The sequence below is a fragment of the Paractinoplanes brasiliensis genome (assembly GCF_004362215.1).
GTDB lineage: Bacteria > Actinomycetota > Actinomycetes > Mycobacteriales > Micromonosporaceae > Actinoplanes > Actinoplanes brasiliensis.
The window spans coordinates 914,161-936,547 of the sequence record NZ_SNWR01000001.1 but is presented as its reverse complement, the minus strand read 5'-3'; the positions used below and the strand labels follow the sequence as shown (position 1 = coordinate 936,547).

Annotated in this window: 21 protein-coding genes; 11 read left to right on the top strand and 10 right to left on the bottom strand. The window is 70.1% G+C overall.

Going from position 1 to position 22,387, the window contains the following annotated elements; translation table 11 throughout:
- Positions 1-166: 166 nt before the first annotated feature.
- Positions 167-952: an SGNH/GDSL hydrolase family protein gene (locus C8E87_RS03720; RefSeq protein ID WP_166661061.1), complete on the top strand. Its 786-nt coding sequence runs from the start codon at positions 167-169 to the stop codon at positions 950-952.
- Between the two features lie 465 nt (positions 953-1,417).
- Here the strand turns inward: C8E87_RS03720 and C8E87_RS03715 are convergent, their stop codons facing one another.
- Positions 1,418-2,329: an acetoacetate decarboxylase family protein gene (locus C8E87_RS03715; RefSeq protein ID WP_203720935.1), complete on the bottom strand. Its 912-nt coding sequence runs from the start codon at positions 2,327-2,329 to the stop codon at positions 1,418-1,420.
- 138 nt (positions 2,330-2,467) lie between these two features.
- Between C8E87_RS03715 and C8E87_RS03710 the strand changes: the two genes are divergently transcribed.
- The 8 genes from C8E87_RS03710 to C8E87_RS03675 all read left to right on the top strand — a co-directional run bounded on the left by C8E87_RS03710 (position 2,468) and on the right by C8E87_RS03675 (position 10,320).
- Positions 2,468-2,962 (top strand): DUF6924 domain-containing protein, encoded by a 495-nt coding sequence (locus C8E87_RS03710; RefSeq protein WP_133871784.1) that lies wholly within the window; start codon positions 2,468-2,470, stop codon positions 2,960-2,962.
- A gap of 755 nt (positions 2,963-3,717) precedes the next feature.
- A complete protein-coding gene (locus C8E87_RS03705) occupies positions 3,718-4,290 on the top strand; it encodes an ABC transporter permease subunit (protein ID WP_133871783.1) in 573 nt (190 codons plus the stop codon).
- Positions 4,287-5,255, top strand: coding sequence for a branched-chain amino acid ABC transporter permease (locus C8E87_RS03700; protein WP_133871782.1), 969 nt, complete (start codon positions 4,287-4,289; stop codon positions 5,253-5,255). Before C8E87_RS03705 ends, C8E87_RS03700 begins: the two co-directional genes overlap by 4 nt.
- On the top strand, positions 5,252-5,971 hold the full coding sequence (locus tag C8E87_RS03695; RefSeq protein WP_133871781.1) for an ABC transporter ATP-binding protein: 720 nt from the start codon (positions 5,252-5,254) through the stop codon (positions 5,969-5,971). The genes C8E87_RS03700 and C8E87_RS03695 overlap by 4 nt, the downstream gene beginning before the upstream one ends.
- The gene (locus tag C8E87_RS03690) at positions 5,958-6,701 is read left to right on the top strand and encodes an ABC transporter ATP-binding protein (RefSeq protein ID WP_133871780.1); all 744 of its coding nucleotides are present in this window, start codon (positions 5,958-5,960) and stop codon (positions 6,699-6,701) included. Before C8E87_RS03695 ends, C8E87_RS03690 begins: the two co-directional genes overlap by 14 nt.
- 11 nt (positions 6,702-6,712) lie before the next feature.
- Positions 6,713-7,882 carry an ABC transporter substrate-binding protein gene (locus C8E87_RS03685; RefSeq protein ID WP_133871779.1) on the top strand — a complete coding sequence of 390 codons (1,170 nt, stop codon included), beginning with the start codon at positions 6,713-6,715 and terminating at the stop codon, positions 7,880-7,882.
- A gap of 586 nt (positions 7,883-8,468) precedes the next feature.
- Positions 8,469-9,431, top strand: coding sequence for an SMP-30/gluconolactonase/LRE family protein (locus tag C8E87_RS03680; protein WP_133871778.1), 963 nt, complete (start codon positions 8,469-8,471; stop codon positions 9,429-9,431).
- Positions 9,432-9,966: 535 nt separating this feature from the next.
- A complete protein-coding gene (locus C8E87_RS03675; protein WP_166661060.1) occupies positions 9,967-10,320 on the top strand; it encodes a beta/gamma crystallin-related protein in 354 nt (117 codons plus the stop codon).
- 59 nt (positions 10,321-10,379) lie between these two features.
- On the opposite strand, the gene C8E87_RS03670 is transcribed toward C8E87_RS03675, so the two are convergent.
- Positions 10,380-11,399, bottom strand: a complete 1,020-nt coding sequence (locus tag C8E87_RS03670) for a GDSL-type esterase/lipase family protein (protein ID WP_133871776.1) — start codon at positions 11,397-11,399, stop codon at positions 10,380-10,382.
- Between the two features lie 320 nt (positions 11,400-11,719).
- Between C8E87_RS03670 and C8E87_RS03665 the strand changes: the two genes are divergently transcribed.
- Complete coding sequence (locus C8E87_RS03665; protein WP_133871775.1) at positions 11,720-12,418, top strand: alpha/beta fold hydrolase; 699 nt, start codon at positions 11,720-11,722, stop codon at positions 12,416-12,418.
- 61 nt (positions 12,419-12,479) lie between these two features.
- Here the strand turns inward: C8E87_RS03665 and C8E87_RS03660 are convergent, their stop codons facing one another.
- From C8E87_RS03660 to C8E87_RS03650, 3 genes are all read right to left on the bottom strand, one after another.
- Positions 12,480-13,403: a 2-hydroxyacid dehydrogenase gene (locus tag C8E87_RS03660; RefSeq protein WP_133871774.1), complete on the bottom strand. Its 924-nt coding sequence runs from the start codon at positions 13,401-13,403 to the stop codon at positions 12,480-12,482.
- 93 nt (positions 13,404-13,496) lie between these two features.
- A complete protein-coding gene (locus C8E87_RS03655; protein WP_203720936.1) occupies positions 13,497-16,202 on the bottom strand; it encodes a helix-turn-helix transcriptional regulator in 2,706 nt (901 codons plus the stop codon).
- Positions 16,203-16,221: 19 nt separating this feature from the next.
- Complete coding sequence (locus C8E87_RS03650) at positions 16,222-16,410, bottom strand: hypothetical protein (protein WP_133871772.1); 189 nt, start codon at positions 16,408-16,410, stop codon at positions 16,222-16,224.
- Positions 16,411-16,589: 179 nt separating this feature from the next.
- On the opposite strand from C8E87_RS03650, the gene C8E87_RS03645 reads away from it, so the two are divergent.
- Positions 16,590-17,699, top strand: coding sequence for an FAD-dependent monooxygenase (locus C8E87_RS03645; RefSeq protein WP_133871771.1), 1,110 nt, complete (start codon positions 16,590-16,592; stop codon positions 17,697-17,699).
- 55 nt (positions 17,700-17,754) lie between these two features.
- Here the strand turns inward: C8E87_RS03645 and C8E87_RS03640 are convergent, their stop codons facing one another.
- The 5 genes from C8E87_RS03640 to C8E87_RS03620 form a co-directional block, all read right to left on the bottom strand.
- Positions 17,755-18,549 carry a GNAT family N-acetyltransferase gene (locus C8E87_RS03640; protein WP_133871770.1) on the bottom strand — a complete coding sequence of 265 codons (795 nt, stop codon included), beginning with the start codon at positions 18,547-18,549 and terminating at the stop codon, positions 17,755-17,757.
- A 233-nt stretch (positions 18,550-18,782) separates the two neighbouring features.
- A complete protein-coding gene (locus tag C8E87_RS03635; RefSeq protein ID WP_133871769.1) occupies positions 18,783-19,217 on the bottom strand; it encodes a hypothetical protein in 435 nt (144 codons plus the stop codon).
- Positions 19,218-19,276: 59 nt separating this feature from the next.
- The gene (locus C8E87_RS03630) at positions 19,277-20,212 is read right to left on the bottom strand and encodes an alpha/beta hydrolase (protein ID WP_133871768.1); all 936 of its coding nucleotides are present in this window, start codon (positions 20,210-20,212) and stop codon (positions 19,277-19,279) included.
- Between the two features lie 312 nt (positions 20,213-20,524).
- On the bottom strand, positions 20,525-21,106 hold the full coding sequence (locus C8E87_RS46260) for a GNAT family N-acetyltransferase (protein ID WP_275409146.1): 582 nt from the start codon (positions 21,104-21,106) through the stop codon (positions 20,525-20,527).
- A 129-nt stretch (positions 21,107-21,235) separates the two neighbouring features.
- The gene (locus tag C8E87_RS03620) at positions 21,236-22,291 is read right to left on the bottom strand and encodes a hypothetical protein (protein WP_133871766.1); all 1,056 of its coding nucleotides are present in this window, start codon (positions 22,289-22,291) and stop codon (positions 21,236-21,238) included.
- Positions 22,292-22,387 lie beyond the last annotated feature (96 nt).

The window sequence follows — 22,387 nt, the reverse complement described above, 5'->3', positions numbered from 1 at the left end:
CCAACTGCGCCGGGGTCTCGCGGTTGACGCCCAGATCATCAGCGATCCGCAATCGTCACGCCCCAGTTGTGGTTACTTTCCCGGTCAACAGTTCGAACACGACGTCACTGACGCCGTTAGGAGGGAGAAGAGCGGTCTGACTCGGACCGTAGGAGGGACTTCAGTAATGCAGAAGAAGTTGTTCGCGGTTGCTGTAGCGGCGGTCGCTGTTGCGGCGCTGGCCCCGGGTGCGGCCCAAGCGGCGGCGCCGGCCGGGACCTACGTCGCTCTGGGTGACTCGTACGCGGCCGGCGTCGGCGCACCGCCGTACACCGACCCGACGTGCCTGCGGGGCAGCGGCGGTTACCCGGTTCTGCTGGCCGCAGAGAAACCGCGGAATGAGCTGCGGTACGACGCGTGCAGCGGGGCGACCACCGCTGACCTGCTCAGCACTCAGCTCGGCAACGTGGACCGCAGGACCCGTGTCGTGACGGTGACCATCGGCGGCAACGACCTCGGCTTCAACGGCATCGGAACCTGTATGCAGGGCACCGACGCTGATTGTGCAGTCGTGGTGGACGAAGCGAAGAAGTTCACCGCACAGACGCTGCCGGGCCGGCTGGACGCGGTGTTCCGGGCGATCCGCCAGCGGGCCCCGTTTGCGGAAGTTGTCGTGACCGGGTACGCGCGATTCTTCGAGACCACGCCGGAGTGCGCGGAGGTGCCGCCGGCCAGCTTGGCCAAGCGGCACGGTCTCAACGACGCCGTAGATGGGCTCAACGCCCAGATCCAGCGCCGGGCTGAGCGCAACAACGTTCGCTTCGCGGATGTGCAGAAGCGCTTCGCCGGGCACGGTCTGTGCGGCTCGGCGCCGTGGATGAGCGGTCCGGCCGCGCTGGCACCGTTCCACCCGACGGCTGAGGGATACCGCGACGCGTACCTGCCCGCGGTGCGCAAGGCTCTGTGCAAGTAGTCGCCGGTACAGATTGACCAGGCAGTTCTTGCTGAGCCCGGGCCTGCCGCGCATCCGGTGCGGCCCGGGCTTCCGGTCGTGTTGGTCAAACTGGCCGGAAATGTTCGAGGAGGCAGCATGTGCGCATCGACGAGTGCGACCGGAAGAAACCAGGGAGCGCATCTCACCGGAAGTGTTCCTCTGCGCGTCGAGCCGAGCTACGAGCGGGCGGTACTGGCCGAACTGACTCACCTCGCGGACGTCGTCCCCGCCGATGAGCTGGCGGTGCGGTGGGATGGCCATGGCCGATGGCGCGATCCCCGGCAGTCCTGCCCGTGGTCAACGAGCTGGACCAGCTTCCGCGGTTCAGCCGGGGCTGCGTCTGGCCCGCGCCGGTGACCGCGACCCGGGTCACGGCGCCACCGGGGGCAGGCTGGTGATCGCCGGCCGCCCCCAGGTGCGGCCGGCTCACCAACATCATCTCTGTCAGTCGAGAACGGTCAGATCCTGCACCGTGTAGGACAGCGAGCCGCGGAAGCCGACGCCGACGCGCTGGATGGCCAGGTCGGCGATCTCCTCGCGGGGTGACGGCAGGAACCGCAGGTCACCCGAGCCGATCCAGGCGTTGTCGATCTTGAGGCTGGTGAGCACGGACTGGGTGAGCTCGTGGACCGCGGGCTGGTCGTGCTGGCCGGTGGTGAGCCGCGGGAAGTGCCGCAGGTTGACCAGGGGCCGGGTCAGCGCGGGCAGGCCGGTGGTGCGTTCCTTCAGCGTGACGTCCATCTCCGCGATTCGGCGGCCACCGGCCGACAGGCTGCCGCCGAACCGGCCGCCGGGGCCGAGTACCGGAGCGGCCTGGCTCGCCACCGAGTACGCTCGCGTCTGGCGGATCTGGCCGAGCTTCTTCGGGAAACCCTGCACCCACCCGCGAGCCAGTGAGTTGTCGTTGTCGACATAGATGAACGGGCACCAGGTGACCGGGCGGCCCTGGTAGCTGGCCTCCAGGAAGATCAGGAACTCCGAGTACTGGCTGTAGGTGGGATCGAGCCAGTCGGCCGGGGCGGCGGCGAACTGCCATTCGACGCACATCGCGAACCCGTGGCCGGGCTGAGTGGGATCCGGATCGAGACCGGTCGGCAGGGCGGCCGACGCGGCGGCGGGGGAGGTCCAGAACTCGACCCCGAGGGCATCAGCGACGTAGTGCCACGGCGGTTTGGGGGCCAGGTTGGCCACGCCCCGCGCGCTGAGCGGAACGGTGTAGCCCTTCAGCCTCTCCGGGGTGGCGGCCGCGGCCGGCGTGGCCTGGGCCGGTCGGGCCGCGCCGATCACCCCGGCCGCCGCCGCCGTGGTAGCAGCGAGTCCATTCAGGACAGTGCGCCGATCGATGTCTTTTTGCACAGGTTGTCTCCCTTGATGCGGTAGGTAGGGGCCGAGCGGCCACTCCCGTACTCCTGGAGACGAATCCGGGCCGCCGTTTGTTCATCCGGCCCGCCGGCACCCGATGAACAAACCCGGGACCTGTGCGTTTGAAGCGTCGTGAGAGCTTTTCCCGAGGGTATCGAAGAAGCAGTCGAGAAGTTCGCCAACGTCGTCGTCCGGACGGACTTCTCCGACGAGGCCGGATGGCAGGCCACCGTCGAGGATCTGGAAGAGAGGCCGGAGGACGCCGATGATGACTTCACGATCATCAACGTCCTCGTCGACGACCCGGCCTGGGCCGGGGCGAGCCCCGACGAGGTCCTGGCCGTCGTCAACGAACACTCGTACTTGGCGGAGTACCTGGACGTGGTGATGATGGCCGACGAGCGGACGATGTCCGACAAGGAGCACCCGGTGCTGATCGTCAGCGCCATGTCGCCCGACGACGAGATGTTCGACGAGACCACGGAGTTCGGGCGTGAGTTCCGGTGTCTTCCCCGGGAGACCCACGAGATCAGCGTGAACCTCGGCACGGGCAACATGGGCTTCGAGGAATTCGCCGAAACGGCCGCAGCCTCGTCGGACGGGGTCTTCCGCGGCTTCCCGGACTGAGTCGCTTCACCACTGTCCCGAAATCAGTCCCGGGGGCGCGAAGCCGTAGCCAGCAGATCGGCGAAGGCGAGTTCCCGCGCCACCTCGACGGCGCCGAGAGAGGGCGCGAGCCGGCCAGCCGGCTCTCCGCCGCTCTCGGCGCCGTCGCCATGACGTCCGCGACTGCCGCCCCGAAGCCGGCCAGCACAGGTAACGCCGTCCAGCCGTCGTGCGGGCCGTCGGACGATGCTTCAGACCAGGGCGGGCGGCCCCGAGCTCCGCTGAGCGGCTACCCGACGCAGCTCAACCGGGACACCACGTGGGCCGCATCGCTCGACATGGAACCGAGAAGGCCCGATCCGACGGTGTTCTGCTGGGGCAGCCCGACGTACCCGAGGCCGGGCAGCGTGTTCGAGACGCCACGTAGGTGTGCGGGCCACCCGTCCTGTCCCAGGGCGCGGGGTCCATCCACCCGTATGCGGGCCGGAACCCGGTGCACCAGACGACGGCGTTCACGACGGGCGCGCGGCCGTCGGCCAGCTGCGGACGTCCGTCCCGGATGCCGGCCACCCGAGGCGCCCGCCGCACGCCCGCCCGGCGCAACAAGGACTCGGTCTGCCGGATCAGGGGGCCCGCCCGCCGGGCCAGCCGGGCCCGGATCAGCCGGCCCAGAGGGCCGGGCGGTATCCGGCGGTCGTAGAAGAGGCGGCGCACCGCCCCGCTGCGCAGCAGGCTGATGGGCACGTGCCCGGTGCTTTCCCGGCCAGCCAGACCTCGTGCGTCGCGGACAGCTCCAGCGCGATGTCGGCGCCCGCCGAACCGGCCCGCATTTCGCCGCCCCGTTCGGCGGCGATCATCAGTTCCAGGCGTTCGGCGTGAGCATCTCCGCTCAATATTTGTGGTGTGCGGCGGCCGCCGTCGCGGCTGCGGCGGCCGTCTGGGCGCTGCTCTCCCGATCACAGACGGGCCGGGCCATGCGGGCGGTGGCCGCCGACCGGCAGACCGCCCGGTTGATGGGCATCGCACCGCTGCGGATGGGACTGATCGCTCTGCTGCTGGCGGCGGTGCTCGCCGGCATCGGCGGCATCGTGCTCGCGCCCATTCAGCCGCCGGACGCCACGGCCGGGGTGCCTCTGGGGCTCAAGGGCTTCACGGCGGCTGTGCTCGGCGGACTGACGTCTCCGCTGGGCGCGATCGCCGGCGGCCTGGTGGTGGGTGTGGTCGAAGCCGTCGTGACCGGGCTGGTGAGCAGCGGCTACCGCGACGCGATCGTGTACGGCCTGCTCGTCGTCGTGTTGCTGGTGCGCCCGGGTGGCCTGCTGGTCGCAGCCGTACGGGAGCGCGTGTGACTGCCCGGCTCCGGCCGGTCGCCGGATACGTGGTTCTCGTCGCGGTGCTGTCGACGGTGCCGGCCGTCTTCACCCGGGTGCCGTTCTACACGCTGGCGACCGCGGTGCTGATGGTTCTGCTCGCGATCGGTGCGCTCGGTCTCGTGCCGCTGACCGGCCTGGCGCGGCAGGTCTCCATCGGGCAGGCGGCGTTCTACGGGATCGGCGGTTACACCTCGGCGATTCTCAGTACGCGCTACCAGGTGGATCCGTGGTGGGGCCTGCTGGCCGGCAGTGTCCTCGCCGCAGCGGTGGCCTGGAGCCTGGGTACCGTCATCTTCCGGGCTCAGGGGCACTATCTGTCGCTGGCGACCCTCGCCTTCGGCCTGGCTCTGGCCGCGCTGGTGAACGAGCTTCCGGCGACCGGCCGCAACGCCGGCCTCAGTGGTGTGCCTCCCTTCCACATCTTCGGCGTGAGTCTGACCACCGACCTGTCGATCTACTGGCTCTATGCCGCCCTGCTGCTGATCGCCACGGTCACCGTCCACCTGCTGCTCCGATCGCATGTGGGTTCGGCGCTCACGGCGGCGGGCGACAGTCCGATCGCCGCGGCCGCCGCCGGCATCGACATCTCCGCCCTGCGGCGCACCGCCTTCGTCGTGTCCGCGGTGCTGGCGTCGGTCGCGGGCAGCGGCTACGCCCACTGGTTCCGCTATGTGGATCCCAGCATGCTGGGCCTGCTCAACTCGGTGCAGCTGCTCATCATCGTCACCGTCGGCGGCCGGGAGAGCGTCTGGGGCGCCCCGCTGGGCGCGTTCACCGTGGTCACCCTGGCCGAGGTGGTGCGGGGACGCCTGCCCGGCTCGGAGGCGGGGGCTGAGCTCACCGCGTACGGCGTGGTGCTCGCCCTCAGCCTGTTGCTGCTGCCGAGAGGCCTGGCCGGTCTGCCCGCGGCCCTGCGTCGGCGCGCCGGGGGAGCGCGATGAACCCGGCGGTGTTCGAGGTCCAGGACCTCACGGTGCGCTTCGGTGGTGTGACGGCGCTCGACGGGGTGAGCCTGCGCCACGACAGCGGCGGCGTGGTCGGGCTGATCGGCGCCAACGGCGCCGGCAAGACCACCTTCGTCAACGTCCTGTCCGGAGTCGTCCGCCCAGCCCGGGGCCGAGCTTTGCTCGACGGTCACGACCTGACCGGGCTGCCCCCGCACCTGATCGCTCGCGCCGGGCTGACCCGGACCTTCCAGAATCTGCGCCTGTTCGGCTCGCTCACCGTGCTGGAGCACCTGCTGGTGCCGTACGGGGCCCGGCGTCACGGCCGGCAGCGGGCGCTCACCCTGCTCGCCGAGGTCGGTCTGACCGGCACGGAGTCCCGCCACCCGGCCGAGCTGGCCTACGGTGAGCAGCGCCGCCTCGAGCTGGCCCGCGCGCTGGCCCTCGACCCGCGCGTCGTGCTGCTGGACGAGCCGCTCGCCGGGCTGGCCGGCAGCGAGAGCGACGAACTCATGACCCTGTTCGGCCGGCTGCGCGACGGCGGCACCACGCTGCTGCTGGTCGAGCACGACGTGCCCAGCGTCCTGCGGATCAGCGATCGCGTCCTGGTGCTCGACCGCGGCCGGCTGCTGGCCGACGGCACCCCGGCCGAGGTGGCGTCCGACCCCGAGGTGCGGCAGGCCTATCTGGGGGACGACGATGTCCGGGACTGACCTGCTGGAGCTGTCCGGGCTGGTCGCCGGGTACGGACGGATCGTGGCGCTGCACGGCGTCAGCCTCACCGTGCGCGCGGGCGAGGTGGTCTGTCTCATCGGCCGCAATGGCGCCGGCAAGTCGACGCTGCTCAAGACGGTGGCCGGCCTGGTTCGTCCCACCGGTGGCCGGGTGCTGCTGCGTGGTCAGGACATCAGCGGCCGCCCAGTGCCGTGGCGGACCCGGGCCGGTGTGGCCCTGGTGCCTGAGGGGCGTCGTGTGTTCGCCCCGATGTCCGTGCACGACAACCTGTTGCTCGGTGGGTATGGCCGCGCCCGCAAGGCGATCGCGGCCGGCCTGGCCGACACCTACGACCGCTTCCCCCGGCTGGCTGAGCGTCGTGGTCAACCGGCCGGCACGTTGTCCGGCGGCGAGCAGCAGATGCTGGCGATCGGACGGGCGCTGATGTCCGCGCCGTCGGTCATTCTGCTCGACGAACCCTCCCTCGGGCTCGCCCCGCGCATCGTCGCCGAGGTCGGCGACATCATCACCGGCCTGGCCGGCGCCGAAGCCGGTGTCCTGCTCGTCGAACAGGACGCAGCGGTCGCCTTCCGGCTCGCGGACCGCGGCTATCTGCTGGACCGCGGGCACATCATCACCGCCGGGCCGACCGCGACGCTGCGCGACGACGCGCGCGTGCGCTCGGCCTATCTCGGGGCTCATCCTGCCCCGGGCAAACAACACCATTAGGAGAAACTCAAGTGCGACTACGTGGCCTCCTGCCGCTCGCTCTGACCGCGGCCACCCTGGCCGCGGCGGCGGGCTGTGCGGCTGACGAGACCCCGGCCGGCTCGGGCGAGGAGATCGTCGTCGGTGCCAGCTTGGAGCTGTCCGGGCCGACTGCCTCGATCGGCACGGCCTACCAGAAGGCCCTCGAACTCAAGGCCGCCCAGCTCAACCAGTCGGGCACGCTCGGCGGCCGCCGGATCAAGTTGGTGGTGCGCGACAACCGGACGGACAACAACACGTCGGTCACCAATGTCAACGCGCTCATCAAGAACGAGAAGGCGGACGCTCTGATCGTCGGTGCGTGCAGCGCCTGCGGTCTGGCCGCCGTCCCCGCCATCACCGAGAACAAGGTGCCCGCCATCGCGCTGGCCTCGGCCAGCGCCCTGACCACGCCGGTCGCCGAGCGGGCGTACGTGTTCAAGATCTCGCCCAACCCCGCGCAGGACGCCGACGTCATCGTGGCCGAGCTGAAGCGCAAGAACGTCGGCCGGGTCGGGCTCATCTCGGTCAACAACGTCTACGGTCAGGACGGGCAGAGTTCGGTCACCGAGGCGGCCGGGAAGGCCGGGATCCGCATCGTGGCCGCCGAGCAGTTCGGTCAAGCCGACACGAGCATGACGGTCCAGGTCTCGAAGGTCCTCGCCGGCAAGCCCGAGGCCGTCGTCGTGTGGGCTGTCTCACCGGCGGCCGGCACCGTGGTCAAGGCGCTGCGGGACGCCCGGTACCCGGGCCCGATCTACCTGGATGCCGGGGCCGGGGCCGAGCTGTTCATCAAGGGGGCCGGAGCGGCCGCCGAGGGCACCAACATGGTGTTCCCCAAGGTGCTGGCCACCGAGGACATCGACACCGGCACGCCGGCCGGGAAGGCGCGCAAGGCCTGGGTCGAGGACTACCGGAAGGCCAATGGCGACTACTCCGGCTTCGCCTCCTTCGCTGCCGACGCCCTGCAGTCGATCGCCGACGCGGTGGGCCGGGCCGGCGGCGACGCCAACGGGCCGAAACTCCGGGACGAGCTCGAGAAGGGGCAGTTCGACGGCGTCAGCGGACCGCTGCGGTTCAGCGCCGAGGAGCACTCGGGCCTGCAGCCGGCCGCCCTCGGGATCCTGACGGTGAAGCAGGGCCGCTGGACGCTCGCCGACTGAACCCGGACGTTGTTACGAGCGCCTCCCGCCCCGGGCGGGAGGCGCTCCCCGTACTACCTGGGTGCCCCTCGGCGATGGCGGCCCACGTGAGCGCGTCGTCGATTTCGACGCCGCCGCCCTGGACGACGGGGATCGGACGAAGTCGGCCACGATTATCCAGCGGACGCCGATCGGGGTCGGCATGTCGCGGTCGAGGCGGTTGTGGCCGCTCGGGCCCACCCCTTCGTTGAGCAGCGATTTGCTGCTCGTCTCGGCGTTGAGCAACCCGACCGCGCGACCGGCGCTGGCCAGCCGGCGCGCGAGTGGGTCGGGCCAGCGATGGACGGTAGCTCAGCCTCTAGGCTTCTCGGCTCGCGTCCGGCGCGAAGGTTCATCAGTGTCGGCTCCGTCTCCTGTTCTGTTGAAATTTCATCACTCGTCCTATGCTGAATTTTCAGCTCAGTCATGGGTCTGCATCGATGTTGAGAGAGCCTGTCTCTCGCGCCCCTGCCCGCCCCGACATGCTCCGCCAAGAGGAAGGATCCTCGTGCGAAAGTCCATGCGCCGGTCTCTGGGACTAGCCCTGACTCCCGTGTTCGCTGTCCTGATGTCAGCCGCACTCCCCGGTGCACCGGCTGCGTCGGCCGAGTCGGCTCCGGCCACCGGAGCTGTCTTTCACCACCGGCTGTACCCGTCAGTGCTTCCCCTGCCGAACGGGTTCTCCCCCGAGGGCATCGCTGTGCATGGGACAACGGCCTTCACCGGCTCGATCTACAACGGCGCGATCCGCCGCGTCGACCTGCGGACGGGCCGCTCGAAGCAATTCGTGACGCCGCCCGGCGCGGGTCGCATCTCGGTCGGCATGGACGTCGACCGGTTCGGCCGGCTGTGGGTGGCCGGCGGCGGCGCGGGCGGCCCCCTGCCGGGCGTCGTCAGCACCTTCCGGGTGTACGACACCAGGTCCGGCCGGTTGCTGGCCGACGTGCCGTTCCCGGCGGCCGGGTTCCTCAACGACGTCAAGGTGACTCGCGATGCCGTCTGGTTCACCGACAGCGCCTCACCCGCCGCCCTCGTCCGGGTTCCGGTGGCGGCTGACGGGCGGATCGGTTCGCCCAGGAAGGTCACGTTGACGGGTGACTGGGTGCCCGGCAGTACGATCAACGCCAACGGCATCGAGGCGACCCCGGACGGCCGGCACCTGATCGTGGACCAGACCACCGCCCCGGGTGGCGGCGCCGCGCTCTATCTCGTCCCCGCCACCTCACACGGAACAGCCGCAGCCAGGCGGATCGACCTCGAGGGAACTCTGGCCTCCGCCGACGGTCTGGTCCTGCTCGGACGGACCCTGTACGTCGTCACCCATGACGGTGTGGTGAAGGTCGAGCTTTCGAAGAGCGGGACGGCCGGACGGATCGTCGGCATCACCGAGGTGCCGGGTGCGGCCTTCGCCAGCACGGCGGATGTCTTCCGGTCTCGGCTGTACGTCGTCGACGCCAACCTCGGTGACAACCTCGCCAACATCGGCAATCCCGCCGCCAGTTTCAAGATCGTCGGCATCCGCCTGCCCTGAGGTCGCCCCATACGCGAGGCCGCTGCGGCGCATCGAGGCTCCGCAGCGGCCCGCGCCCCGGGGTGGACGCCGCCGCGGTAGTGCTACACCCCGTAGCCGGTGCGCTGATCCTGGCCGTAACCAGCCGGAAGCTCCAGAAATTGAGCAGTTGAGACGACGCGGTGTTGGCTGCCTGGAAAAAGTTCCATGCCCACTGCGACACGGCTCGGGCTGATTCTCGGGTCAGCGAGCAAAACGGCCTCCGCGGAGGACTCTTCAGCCCGCCGGCCACCGGGACGCAGGCAACGGCGAGGCGTTCAACGCGAAATAGAATATTAACCCGGAGGGCCGGCGCTCATAGCGTACGAACGTGCTCCGACCAGTCACGACAAGCGGCTCCTTCTTGGTATCGAATAGAACACACGGATCCAAGTTGCCGCTCGACCGGGAGACCCCGTTAGATGTCTTTGCCCGGTCCGTCGTTGCGGCCGGTATTCATCATTCCGCTGCTTGGCGTGGTCGACCCGCGCCCATCGGCGTCTCGGGAGGTATGCTCATGCGTTTCGGAAGAATCGGTCGTCTCGTTGTCGCCGCAACCGTCATGGGAGGGGCGCTACTGATGGCGAGTCCCGCTTCCGCCATGCCGGATGCTCGTAACTTGGAGGTTTATTCCGACGCCAACCGGCTGGGTATCTACAAAAACATTTTCGCGACCACGGAGGTCCGCGATTTCGGCGTCATGGGACTGAACGACAAGATCTCCAGCATCGCCACCAACGGCGTTTCCTGGTGCTTCTTCGATCACGTGGGATTCGGCGGTGACAGCTTCCGGATGGGCGCGTACCAATACAAGTCCAACCTGACCGCTGACGGGTGGAACGACCGGATCTCCTCCGCCCAGGTCTGCTGATCCGAGGACCACGCACAGCTGAGACTGGCCCGGGCGACTCGCCCGGGCCAGTGCGTTGGTCAAGCCAACTGGTCGAGCCCGATCGCCGTGGTGAGCGCCTCCATGCCGGCGTTGTTGGGGTGCAGATGGTCGCCCTGGTCGTAGCGGGCGTCCCACCGGGCCGGAGCGGTGGGATCGCGGACGGCAGCGTCGAAATCGACGGCGGCGTCGCAGCCGCTGCCGCCGGACCGGACAAATTCGTTGAAGGCCTGCCGGCCCGCCTCGCCCACGCTGCTGAAGCTCTCCGAGCCCCCGTACGGTGGCAGGGTCGTGCACACGACCTTGACCCGTGCGGAGTGGCTGCGCTCGATCAGCTGACGCAGCCCGGCGATTAACCGGTCGCCCGTGCCGGCGTCGGCCCCACCGAGGTCGTTGAGGCCCAGGTCGGCCACGATCACCCAGCGGACGCCGGCCGGAGTCAGCCCGTCGCGATCGAGCCGGTTGAGCCCGCTCGGCCCCACCCCGTCGTTGAGCAGCGAGTTGCCGCTGATCCCGGCGTTGAGGACCCCGACGGGCCGGCCGCCCCCGGCCAGCCGGCGCGCGAGCAGGTCTGGCCAGCCCCGGTTCTCGTTCCAGGTCGAGTCGTAGCCGTCCGTGATCGAGGCCCCGAGGGCGACGACCGCGCCCTCGGCCGCCGGGTTCCGGACGTCCACGCCGGCCAGGAACGAGTAGTTGTAGAAGCTACGCACTCCGGACAGGGAATCCTTTGTGCTCTGGTTCCCCGGTGCCGCGTAGTTGTCCCGGTTGGCCGATCCGTGCTGGGTGACCGATCCGATGCGCCGCGGGACGTACGCGCTGACGGCCAGGTCGCCGCCTGCCGGCAGCCGGAACGCGATCGGGTCGCTCACGACTGTTCCGCCCGCCTCGACGGTCACGGAGTCGTTCCCGCCGAAGGTCACCCGGCCGTTGGTGCTCGGATCGACCGCGCCCGCACCCACGTGCCGGGCCAGGTGGACGGTGCTGACGGTGAGCGGTTCCCGGGTGTATTCGTTGGAGAGCTTGATGCGTACGGCGTCGCCGCCGACACTCGCGCGGATCACCTGCCGGACCGTCTCCCGCTCGAATCCGGAACCCCGGCCGTGACGACGTCCGGCCGCTGCCGAAGTTCATCCGTGGCCATCTGTCGAATGACCTAACCGGCCGGCGGAGAAGGTCCGGCACCGGCGTGTGAAAGGGGTTTGGGCCTGGATGCCGGGCGGCGCGGACGCGTGGTCCGGCCGATCAGTTGGTCGGTCCGAACCCGGTGAGCGGCAGGCGAATGACTGATTCGGCCGGCGGTCCCCGGGTCGCAGCATGGTTCTCGTCAGATCGCTGAAGGTCACATCATCCGCCACGGCGGGGCCGAGTGAGGGAGCAGTTCATGAGCGACAACGGTCAAGAGATCAAGAATGTGGTGCTGGTGCACGGCGCGTTCGCCGACGGTTCGGGCTGGCGCGGCGTCTACGACCGGCTGCGGGGCAGGGGTTACCGGGTCACGATCGTGCAGAACCCGCTGACCTCGTTCGAGGACGACGTGGCGGCGACCACCCGTGTGCTCGACCGCCAGGACGGGCCGACGATCCTGGTCGGTCATTCGTGGGGTGGCACGGTGATCACCGAGGCCGGGGTGCACCCGAAGGTGGCCGGGCTGGTGTACGTGTCGGCGCTGGCCCCGGACGCCGGCGAGACCACGGCCCAGCAGTACGAGGGCTTCGCGCCCACCCCCGACTTCGTGATCGACGTCGGCGAGGACGGTTTCGGCTACATCAACCCGGACAAGTTCCAGGCCGGCTTCGCCGCCGACGTGAGCGACGCCGACGCCGCTTTCCTGCGCGACTCGCAGGTGCCGATCAACATGTCGGTGTTCTCGGCGGCGGTGAAGAACGCGGCCTGGCGTGACAAGCCGTCCTGGGCGGTCATCGCGACCGAGGACAAGGCCTTCGACCAGGCGATGCTGCAGCACATGGCGAAGAGGATCGGGGCCGAGATCACCAACGTGCCGGGTAGCCACGCGCTGTTCATCACCCAGGCCGGCGTCGTCTCCGACGTCATCGCCACCGCCGCCCAGAAGGCCGGCTAGACCTTTCCCGTCCCCGGGGGCCGGCTCACGCCCGTGAGCCGGCCCCCGCCCACGAGGGCGGTCAAGCCACGCGGTTGAGCAACGGCTCGCCTGCGAGGTAGCGGCGGGCCTGGGCGGCCGCCAGCTCGTACACTCGCCCCCGCATGCTGTCGGTGATGGCGCCGACATGGGGGGTCAGCAGGACATTCGGCAGATCCCAGAGCGGGTGCCCGGGCGGCAGCGGCTCCGGATCGGTGACGTCGAGGGCGGCCTCCAGACGCCCGCCGGCCAGTTCCGCGTAGAGGGCCGCGGTGTCGATCACCGGGCCGCGGGCGGCGTTGACGATCAGCGCGCCGTCCGGAAGAGCGGCGAGCATGCGGGCGTTCAGCAGGCCCCGGGTGTGCTCGGTGAGCGGGACCAGCAGCACGACGATGTCGGCGGTGGGGAGGAGTTCCGGCAGTTCGGCGACGCCGTGGATGGCCTGCTCGGGCCGGGCCGTACGGGCGACGAGCGTGAGATCGACGTCGAAGGGGGCGAGCCGGTGGGCCAGCGCGGTGCCGATGTTGCCGGCGCCGACGACGAGCACTCGCCGCCCCCGCAACTCCCGGGTCGGCGTCAGGCGGTCGTGGGCCCATTCATGGGCCTGCTGAGCGCGATGAAACGCCGGAAACGACCGCAGGCTGGCCAGAATGGCCGACATCACCCATTCGGAGGTGGCCGCATCGTGCAGTCCGCGCGCGTCGGTCAGAACTACACCGGGCGGGATGACCTCGCTCCAGGCGTCGGAACCGGCGCTGGGTAGCTGGATCACGCGTAAGTCGGGCAGCACGGGGAGCAGGCCGCGCAGGTCGGGCTGGCCGAGGAAGGTCGGGACCCAGAACTCGACGCCGTCCGGGTCCGACGGCAACGTGGCCGGGTCGTCCGCCACTTCGATCGCGACATCGGCGGCCACGGCGTCGAAGTAGGGTAACCCGGCCTTGTGCGGGATCCAGATTTTGGTACGCATGACCAGTTGAACGCAGACCCGGATTCGCCGTTCATCACGGTGCTGCTGGTCACTGCCACGACGATCGGGATGAAAGGCCGTCCGGAGCCGGTGTCAGATCTCGTTGAGCGCGTCGCGCAGCCCGGCCCGGGAAGTGACACCCAGTTTGGGGAAGATGCGGTAGAGGTGAGCGCCGACGGTGCGGGGGGACAGGTCGAGGCGCTGGGCGATCTGCTTGTTGGTCAGCCCGGAAGCGGCCAAACCGGCGATCTCGAGCTCCTGCGGGGTCAGGGCCGCTGGTGGTGGTGCGGTCGCCGTCGACCGGTCGCCGGCGGCCCGCAGTTCCGCTTCGGTGCGGGCCAGCCAGGGCTCGGCCCCCATGGTGGCGAAGCCCGTGCGGGCGGCGAGCAGATGCGTACGCGCTCGAAGCAGTTCCTTGCGTCGGCGCAGTTTCCCGGCGAAGGCGAGCCTGATGCGGGAACTGTCGAACAACAACTGGTCCGTACCGGGCTGGGCCAGTTGTTGTTCGAGCCGTTCGCCCGCCTCGTCGTCGAGCACGAGCGCGTCGACGCCGTGCTGGATCAGGCGCATGCGGGTGGACAGAGCGGCCACGTCCGCCGCTCGCATGGCCTCGGCGTGGGCCTTGGCCTCGGCCGTCCGGCCGGTGCGCAAAGCGGCCTCGACCAGGTCGAACATCACCCAGGTGGCGATCGGCACGTAGGGTGCCAGCACTCCGGCTGGGCTGATCTCCGTCGCGTGCCGGTAGGCGGCTTCGAAATCGCCCTCGGCCGCGGCGGCCAGGGTGCGGGGCAGGTGCGCGTTGGCCAGCGAGCTCGCCAGCCCGCGCGGTGCCGCCCAATGGGTGATTTCGTCGGCCAGGTCGTACGCCTGACGAAACCGGCCCCGGCCGGCCGCGATGACGGCCTGGTTGAGCAGGAAGTACCACCGCAGGAGGCGAACGCCGCTGGCGGAGGCGACGCGCTCGCCCTCGTCGGCCAGTTGCTCCACCTCGTCCCAGCGACCGGCCAGGTAGTCGTCCTGACACAGGTTCAGCAACCCGCTCAGCTGCCAGACGGGCGCGCCGCCCTCCCGTCCCTGCCGCACGAGCCGCCAGGAATGCTCCCGGAGTTCGCCGGTCCGGTTGAGATTGGACGCCGCGGTGGCCGTTCGCATGACCCGGGTCAGGTCCTCCTCGTCAGGCAGGGCGGCGATCAGCGCTTCGACGTCGGGCACGGCCGCAGCACCGGTGCGGACGGGGTCGGCGAAGGTGCGGCTCGTCACGGAGAGCAGGTCGGACGGCGCCGGGACCAGCCGGGCCAGATTCCGGTAGAACACGGCCCAGAGGTCGGTGCTGCCGGCGAACCAGGACAGCAGCATGAGGGTGTGCATCGCCTCATCGAGGGACGGGTCGTCGGCCCGCCAGCCGTGGTCGCTGGTCTCGATGGCCCCGGCCAGCAGGCGGTGGGCGGTATGCACGTCGCCGTCGCCGTTGATCATCAGCAGGGCGGTCGCGTTGGCGGCCAGCAGCGTTCCGGCCGGGCCCTGGCTCATCGCCTGTGCGTCGGCCAGCAGCGATGTCGCGTCGCCGGAAACGCCGGCCTCGGCGCCGGTGTAGGCGGCCTGAGCCAGCCGCCGGGCGGCTTCCTCCGGTGTGCCGCTCAGCTCGGCCGCGCGGATGAGCGAGGCGATGGCGGCCAAGGCGTCTCCGCGCCGCAACACCATCTGCGCGGCCTCCTCGAGCTGCGCGGCCACCGCCTCGTCGGGACCGGCACTGGCCGCGGCGAGGTGCCAGGCGCGGCGTTCCGGGTCGCCCGGCAGCGCGGCGGCGATCGCCTGATGGGCCTGCCGGCGTTCCGCGTAGGTGGACATCGCGACGATCGCCGACTGGATGAGCGGGTGGCGGAAGACGATGCGCCCGCTGGTGTCGTCGACCCGGACCAGTCGGGCCCGGTCGGCCGGCGCGAGGTGGGCCAGGTCGGTCAGGCCGCGCAGGGTGCGCACGTCGCCGCTTCCCTCGAAGGCGACAAGTAGCAGGAGTAGGCGGGTGGCCTCGGGCAGGTCGGCCAGCCGGGTGGCGAAGATGGTCTGCAGCCGGTCGCTGAGCGGCACCACGTCCACCGGATGGGCGGAGTCGGTCAGGCTGCCCGGCAGTTCGACCAGGGCCAGCGGGTTGCCTTGGGCGAGGTCGAGCAGCCGTTGCCGCCTGCGCCCGCTCAGGGCCGGGAAGCGGGTGTCGACGAGCTGCCCGGATGCCTCGTCGGTCAGGGGTTCGACCGTGACCTCGGCCAGCCCGCGGCGGTCGAGGAAGCTTTCCGTACCGGTGCGGGAGGCGGCGATGACGCCGACGGGTGCACCCTGGACGCGCCGGGCGACGAACCCGAGGACGACGGCGCTGGGCCGGTCGATCCACTGCACGTCGTCGACGACGAGCAGGAGCGGCCTCGCCCGGGCCGCGGTGGTGAGCAGCAGTAGCGTGGCGTTGCACACCAGCAGGGTGGCCGGCGCCGGTCCGGGGCCGAAGCCCAGGGCGACGGTGAGAGCATCACGCAGCGCCGGCGGCAGCCGTCGGATGTCGGTGTGCAGCGGCAACAGGAGCTGATTGAGCAGCGAATAGCTGACGTCGGCCTCGAACTCGAAGCCGTTCGAGCTGAGCACTCGGACGCCCTCGGCCGCGCCCAGTTCGGCCGCGGCGGCCAGCAACGCCGACTTGCCGACACCAGGCTCGCCCCGGACCATCAGCACGTCACCGCCGCGGCGCATCGAGTCGAGCAAGCCGCGGATACGCGCCAGCTCCGCCTCGCGCCCGAACAGCTTTGCCACGACGGCCACCATACGCGCCCTACCGGAGGTCCCCCCTGAGAGCGCGCGGGCCCCACTCCCGCTCGACGATCGACCGGAACTCGGCCCGGACCAAGGCGTGGTCGTCGAGGTCCGGCGCCGGCTCGCAGGGGCGGGCATGCGGGTGGGTGTACTCGTTGTCTGCCATCGCGGCGAACGCGTTCAGCAGGAGGAATGCCCATCGATGCATCAGAGAGGTCTCCATTTCGTCCGGGCCGGGCGATGGCGTTCGCCGGCACTTTCTACGACGGCGCGGGCTTCCCCGTGCTCACCGATGGGACAACCGTCACTGTGAACCTGGATGTGCCGCTTCAACGCGATGAACCGCGAGCCGCTGCCCGCGTTGTGACTGGGGAAAGGTGTGGTGACATGAACAACGACGGAGTGCTGGTGGTCGGCGCCGGAATCGCGGGGCTGGCCCTGACCCTGGCGCTGCGACAGCGCGAAGTGGCGGTCGATCTGGTGGAGCGGGCTCCGGGTGCCGATGGCGGCCTGGCGGTCAACCTGCCGGGCAACGCGGTGTCGGCCCTGATTGCGCTCGGGGTCGGCGACCAGCTGAAGCAGATCGGGCGGCCGGTCGGCCGCCGGGAGTACCGCAGTGCCACCGGGCGGCTGCTGTTCGGCATCGACGAGGAGGCCTTCTGGGGCCCGTCTGCGCGGTCCCGCTGCGTCATGCGCTCGGAGTTGCACACGGTGCTGGCCGCTGGGCTCGGTGTCGAACCCCGAGCGGCCACGGTGCAGTCGGTGAAGGTGGCCGACGGCGGGGCCGAGGTCGAGTTCACCGACGGTGACACCGGCCGCTACGGATTCGTGGTCGGGGCCGACGGCGTCCGGTCAGCCGTGCGCGGCGCCCTCTTCGGCACGGCTGGGGCCAAGGAGGCCGTGCTGAGCGCGGCGAGCTGGCGGTTCATGGCGCCCAACCCGGGCGTCGACTGCTGGGTCGCCTGGTCCGGAGGCGCGGGGTCGGTGCTGCTCCTGCCGGTCGACGACGAGCAGGTGTACGTCTACGCGTCCGCCACCCGCGGCGGCCCGGTCGGTGCCGACCCGTCCTGGCTCGGCACGACCTTCCAGGACTACCCGGCGCCGGTCCAAGCGGTGTTGCGGCATGCGCTCGATCGGCCCGAGACGCTCTACCACTCACCGGTCGAGGAGATCCGGCTCCCGTCCTGGACGGCCGGCCGCTGCGCGTTGATCGGTGACGCCGCCCACGCCACCGCGCCGATCTGGGCTGAGGGCGCGGCCCTGGCGGTGGAGGATGCCCTGGTGCTGGCGGACGAGCTGGCCGCGGGCGACTGGGACACCGCCGGTCAGCGGTACGAACGGCGCCGCCGGGACCGGGTGGATCACGTGCAGGCCCACACCGACAAGTTCTCCCGGGCTGCCGGTGCGCCCATCTGGCTGCGTGACCTGTTGCTACCGGTCCTCGGGCCGCGTTCCTACCGGGCAGCGTACGGCCCGCTGCGGAAACCGGGCCGCTGAACCGCGATCGAAAGGTGGAGCCGCCGGCGAAACGAGAAGCCGGCGGCCCGGCACGCTAGGCCGTCCAGAGCCAGGCGCGACGTTCGTACTGCGGGACGAAGCCGACCCGGACCTGGTTGCGGGCCGACACGGAGTAGCCCTCGTCGGTCACCTCGGCCTCGTTGACCAGCAGCGAGCACCCGGCCCGGCGGCCGGCCTCGACCCGCGCGGCGAGCAGGGCCGTTTGGGCGCCGCGGCCCCGATGCGAGGGGATGGTCGCCCCGGACGACAGATGGGCGTAACCCGGGCCGAGCCAGATCATGCCGGTGGCCACCATCTGGTCACCGTCGTAGCAGGCGTAGGCCTCGAACCGCGGGTCGCGCAGAGCACCCCGGGTCACGTCGAAGTTCGCCTCGTCGTCGAAGCCGAAGGTGCGCCACATCAGGGTCACCCAGCGCTCCTGCTCCTCCGGGGTGATCCGGGCCGTGCGCAGGTCGGTGCCGGGCTCGAACGAGGGGAACGGGGACCGCATGGCCAACTTGACGCTGCGGTCGGCCGCGGTGAGCCCGTGCCGGGCCACGATCGACGGCCACTCGGCCGGCTCGGCCGGCACCGGCAGCACGATCCGGGCCTGTTTCACCCCACGGGCCCGGTAGTGGGCGACGATCTCGTCGATGAGCTCGGCGCTGGGCGGCTCGGTGAAACCCATCGCCTGACACCAGAACAGCATGTCCGGCCCGGGCCGGCTCAGCACGGTCACCCCACCGATGCTGACGGCGCCCGCGTCGTACTTGCGTTCCAAGGTCGGACCAGCGGCGTTGTTCACGGCCAGGAACGACTGTGCCTCGACGTATTCGAATTCTCCTGTCACGGTAGTGAGGACGTGGTGGGGGCCGGCCGGTTCATCCGGCCCGACCAATTCGGCGACCGGTCACACCGCTGCGCACCGAGATCATCATGGCCGACAAGCCCCCGCTGCAGTTCGTGGTCAGCGGGGCCGCGGCGCTCGATCAGTTCGCTTTCCGGTGACGCTTCAGTGATGAGGCCCGAGGGGAAAACGTGGCAGGTTGAGCGCGGCGCCGCCTCAGCGGGCGGGACCGGGGTTCACCCGCCGGCCCGCTCGATGAGATCGGCCCAGCCCGGCAGCACGTTGTGGACGCAGATCGACCTGACGAGTCCGAAGACCGATTCGGCCGGCACCATCAACATCCCGGGGTTCTCCGGCGCCGCCCCGCTCCGTCGTACCGTGAGGGACTTCTCCGGGACCCCGGCGAAGTCGCGCACCCGCACGACGTACGCACGGCCGTCCTGGTGGACGGTGATGCGGGCAGCGCTCGGGTGGCCGACGAGGACCTGGACTTTCTCCGGCTCGAACGGATATGGGTTCAGCGGGAACAGGTCGACCTCGTAGACGGCCTCGGTGTACTGCGCTTCGAGCGCGATGATTTCGAAGGACCGGTGGAGCTCGAACGAGTGGGCGACGTATCGTTCCAGGACAGTGGACTCGCAGGACCAGCGCAGGCGAAAGGGGAAACTCACAGAGGACCTCGTCGGCGAACAGACGGTCGGAAGGGTGTCGCTGGGAGACAACGGGCGTCTCACCCGACGGCTGACACGGTTCGGCCTTCGTACAGCTCGAAGTAGGTCTTCTCGAGAGAAGCGGTGCGGGGGCCGAGCACGGCCGGGGCGACGATGTTGTGGCCGATGCCCCAGGAGGCGGGAAGGGTGAACCGGGTGATCGGGCCCAGCGACTCCGCCACCTCGGTCGCTCGGCGAAGGTCGATGTAGGTGTCGGCCTCCGAGGTGACCAGGCCGATCGATTTCAAGGTGGTGCTCCGGCCGCCGTCGAGGTTGCGGGCGATTCGCAGGTACTGCGACAACGCGAAGAACGAGAACCCGGTGCCGGCGGCGTAACGATCGGGCAGCAGCCGGTTGCCGTAGAGCACGATCATCGGCTTCACCTGCCAGGCCGGCGCCTGCTTGGCTGAGGGAGCGTAGAACGGCGACAGGGTCAGCAGGCGGGCTGCCGGGCGGTGCCGGGCCAGCCAGGTCGCCAGCACGGCGCCGCCCGAGATGCCGACCACCCCGGCCTCGTCGCCGAGGCCCGCGGTCAGATCGAAAGAGTCCGAGGCGTACGCCAGAAGCTCGTCGGTCGTCAGCCCGGCGTGCGCCTTCGGGTCGGTGACACCCTGGCGGGGCGCCCGGGGGACCCACACGTTGTACCCCTGGTCGTAGAAGCGGCGTGCCAGCGACGACATCTGAGCGGGGCACCCGGTGTAGCCGTGCAGCATCAGCACCGACTTGGCGGTCCGCCCGGAGTGGATCAACGCTTGCGACCGGCACTCGGCAGTTACCTCGGGGTCGGACTCGTCCGCGTCGACCAGCCGTCCGATCCGAGCCTGGGCCTCGCTGAACGACACCGGATAGGCGGTGCCCTCGTCGAGACCCAGCGGCCAGGCGTAGATCACACCCACCGCGAGCAGAACGATCAGGACGAGGGCGGCACCGGCCCGCAGAAACCTTCGCAGGATCACGAACACGTCGACGGGTGCCGGGGCCCGAAGTTCATCGCGACCGGGTTAGGCATGACCTGGCCGATCGATTCAAGATACGAGCCCTGCAGCCGTCAGTCAGCAACGCGGATCGTGTCGCCCGACATCGCTCTCCAGACCCTGAGCTCGTCCGGCGCCCCGCCGGCTTGGCGAAGCGGTTCGTCAGAAGTGTCTGGCACGATGTCCTTCCGATGTGCTGTTCCATGACCCAGCACATGCGCAGACGTCGTACGAGCCCTGTTGTTCATCGACGGAGGGGGCTATTGCGCCATGCCTGCGTCCGCCTTCGTTTGCTCAGGTACTGGTCGATGCTGCCGCTGCTCTCAGGTTCACGGGTACGTGGAAGGGGGTCAGGATGTCGCCGGCGGCCACGCTTTCCTGTCGGACGAGCTGGAACTGACGGAGCCCGTCCGACAGCCGGGAACGCACGTTCCAGCCGGTCGGTGCGTCCGTGTCACTGATGATCGAGCGGACCAGCGCGAGACAACCGGTGTTGGCTGTCTGCGCCACCGCTTCGATGTGCGTGATTCCGGCCGCCTCGCACTGGCTCAGCAGGCTCGTTGCGAGCAACCGACCGATGCCGCGACGCTGCCAGGTGTCCGCCACCAGAATCGAGAGTTCGGCCGGACGCGGCGAATCCGTCAGCCAGGTGCACTCGGCCACGCCGACAAGGTCGCCGTCGGCCAGGGCGACCTGGCCCAGCCGCGTCGTCCCCCAGGACTCCGGTGAACCGAGCGAGGCCAGATAGGACGCCGGCCACCGGATGCTGCCGGTCAGGAACCGGCTGCTGAGCGTCTCGGCCGAGAACGACGGTTCGGCGTCACGGAGTCGTCTGAGATCTTCGTCTGTCCACGGTCGTGTCTGAATCTCTGTCACCACGCTGGAGATGACGCGCGAGCAACCTGGCAGTTCATCGCCTCGTCCGCCTGCCGCTGACCGACACGGGAAAGCCGGAGGCAGTTCGTCGAACGACGGCCTCCGGCTTTCACTTCCGAACCAGCGGCGTCAGCCGGCTGGGGGCTGGACAGAGATGGGGAGGCTCCGGTAGCCCGGTGCCTCCGGGTCGCCGAGCGGGTTGTCCTGTACGAGGAAGAACCGCAGACCGTCACCGGGGATCGGCTGTCCCGCTGAATCAGACACCGCTGATCGCGGTACAGGAGTGACGGAGTCGTAGCGGTTGGCGTCGTACACCACCGACCCGTCGGGCTCCGGGGTGAGCGCCACCAGCCGGAAGCCCTCGTCCACCGGATGCCCGTTGAGGTAGGGATCGGGAACCTCCGGCGTGGCTCCGCCGACCGGCGTCCGGACGTCGCTGGTGCTGGGCATCTGTCCGGGTTCCAGCGGCGCCGGGTCGTAGACGGGGGCCTGCACCTCGCCCTCGTAGGGCGACCGTTGCGGCGGCTCAGCGTTGAGGCTGAGGTGGTTCGGTCCGCCTTGTGCGGGTGTGGCGGGGGTTTGGGGTTCGCCGAAGTGTTCGCTGGGGATGCTGCCGTCGGGTCCGGGGGTGACCTTTTCGCCGTCGTGCATGGTGAGGGGGGTGGTGTTGCTGGTCGGATCAGCGTTGAGGCTGAGGTTGGCCGGTCCGCCCTGCACGGGTGAGGCCGGGGTTTGCGGCGTCCCGAAGTATTCGCTGGGAATCGCGTTCTCGGTAGCGCCGGAGGGCGGCGGAGGAGCTCCGGGTGTGGTCGCGGGCTGCGGCCCGGGGGTGGCCGGGGGCGGAGTTCCGGGCTCGGCCATGGTGATCAGCCGGCCTCCGGCGTCGACCGCGTCGTCCTCCGTGTCGGCGAAGTCGCCGCTGCTCTCCTTGAGGGAGTCAGCGGCGTACCGCACATGGGCATGACTGCCTTTCAGCACGGCCTCGGCGCCGTCCAGACCGGCGAGGAACGACCTGGCGAATTCCCGGCCCATGTCGTCGTCGCCCCAGCAGCCGTCGTACATCAGCCGGAGACCTTGCACGTTCCTGAGCTGGTGGTCGTAGTAGACGGCGTGCCTCTCGTACTCCTCACCGGCCCTTTTGAGCCCGTCCGGATCGACCCAGACGTGGCCTTCGGGCGGGCTCATCGACGTCCCCCACAGTGCGCTTCACATTGGAAACTCATGACGTGGCTCCCTTCCTCGCGCGCCCAAGTGAATGTCGCCGCCGGGCCGGCCGGAAGG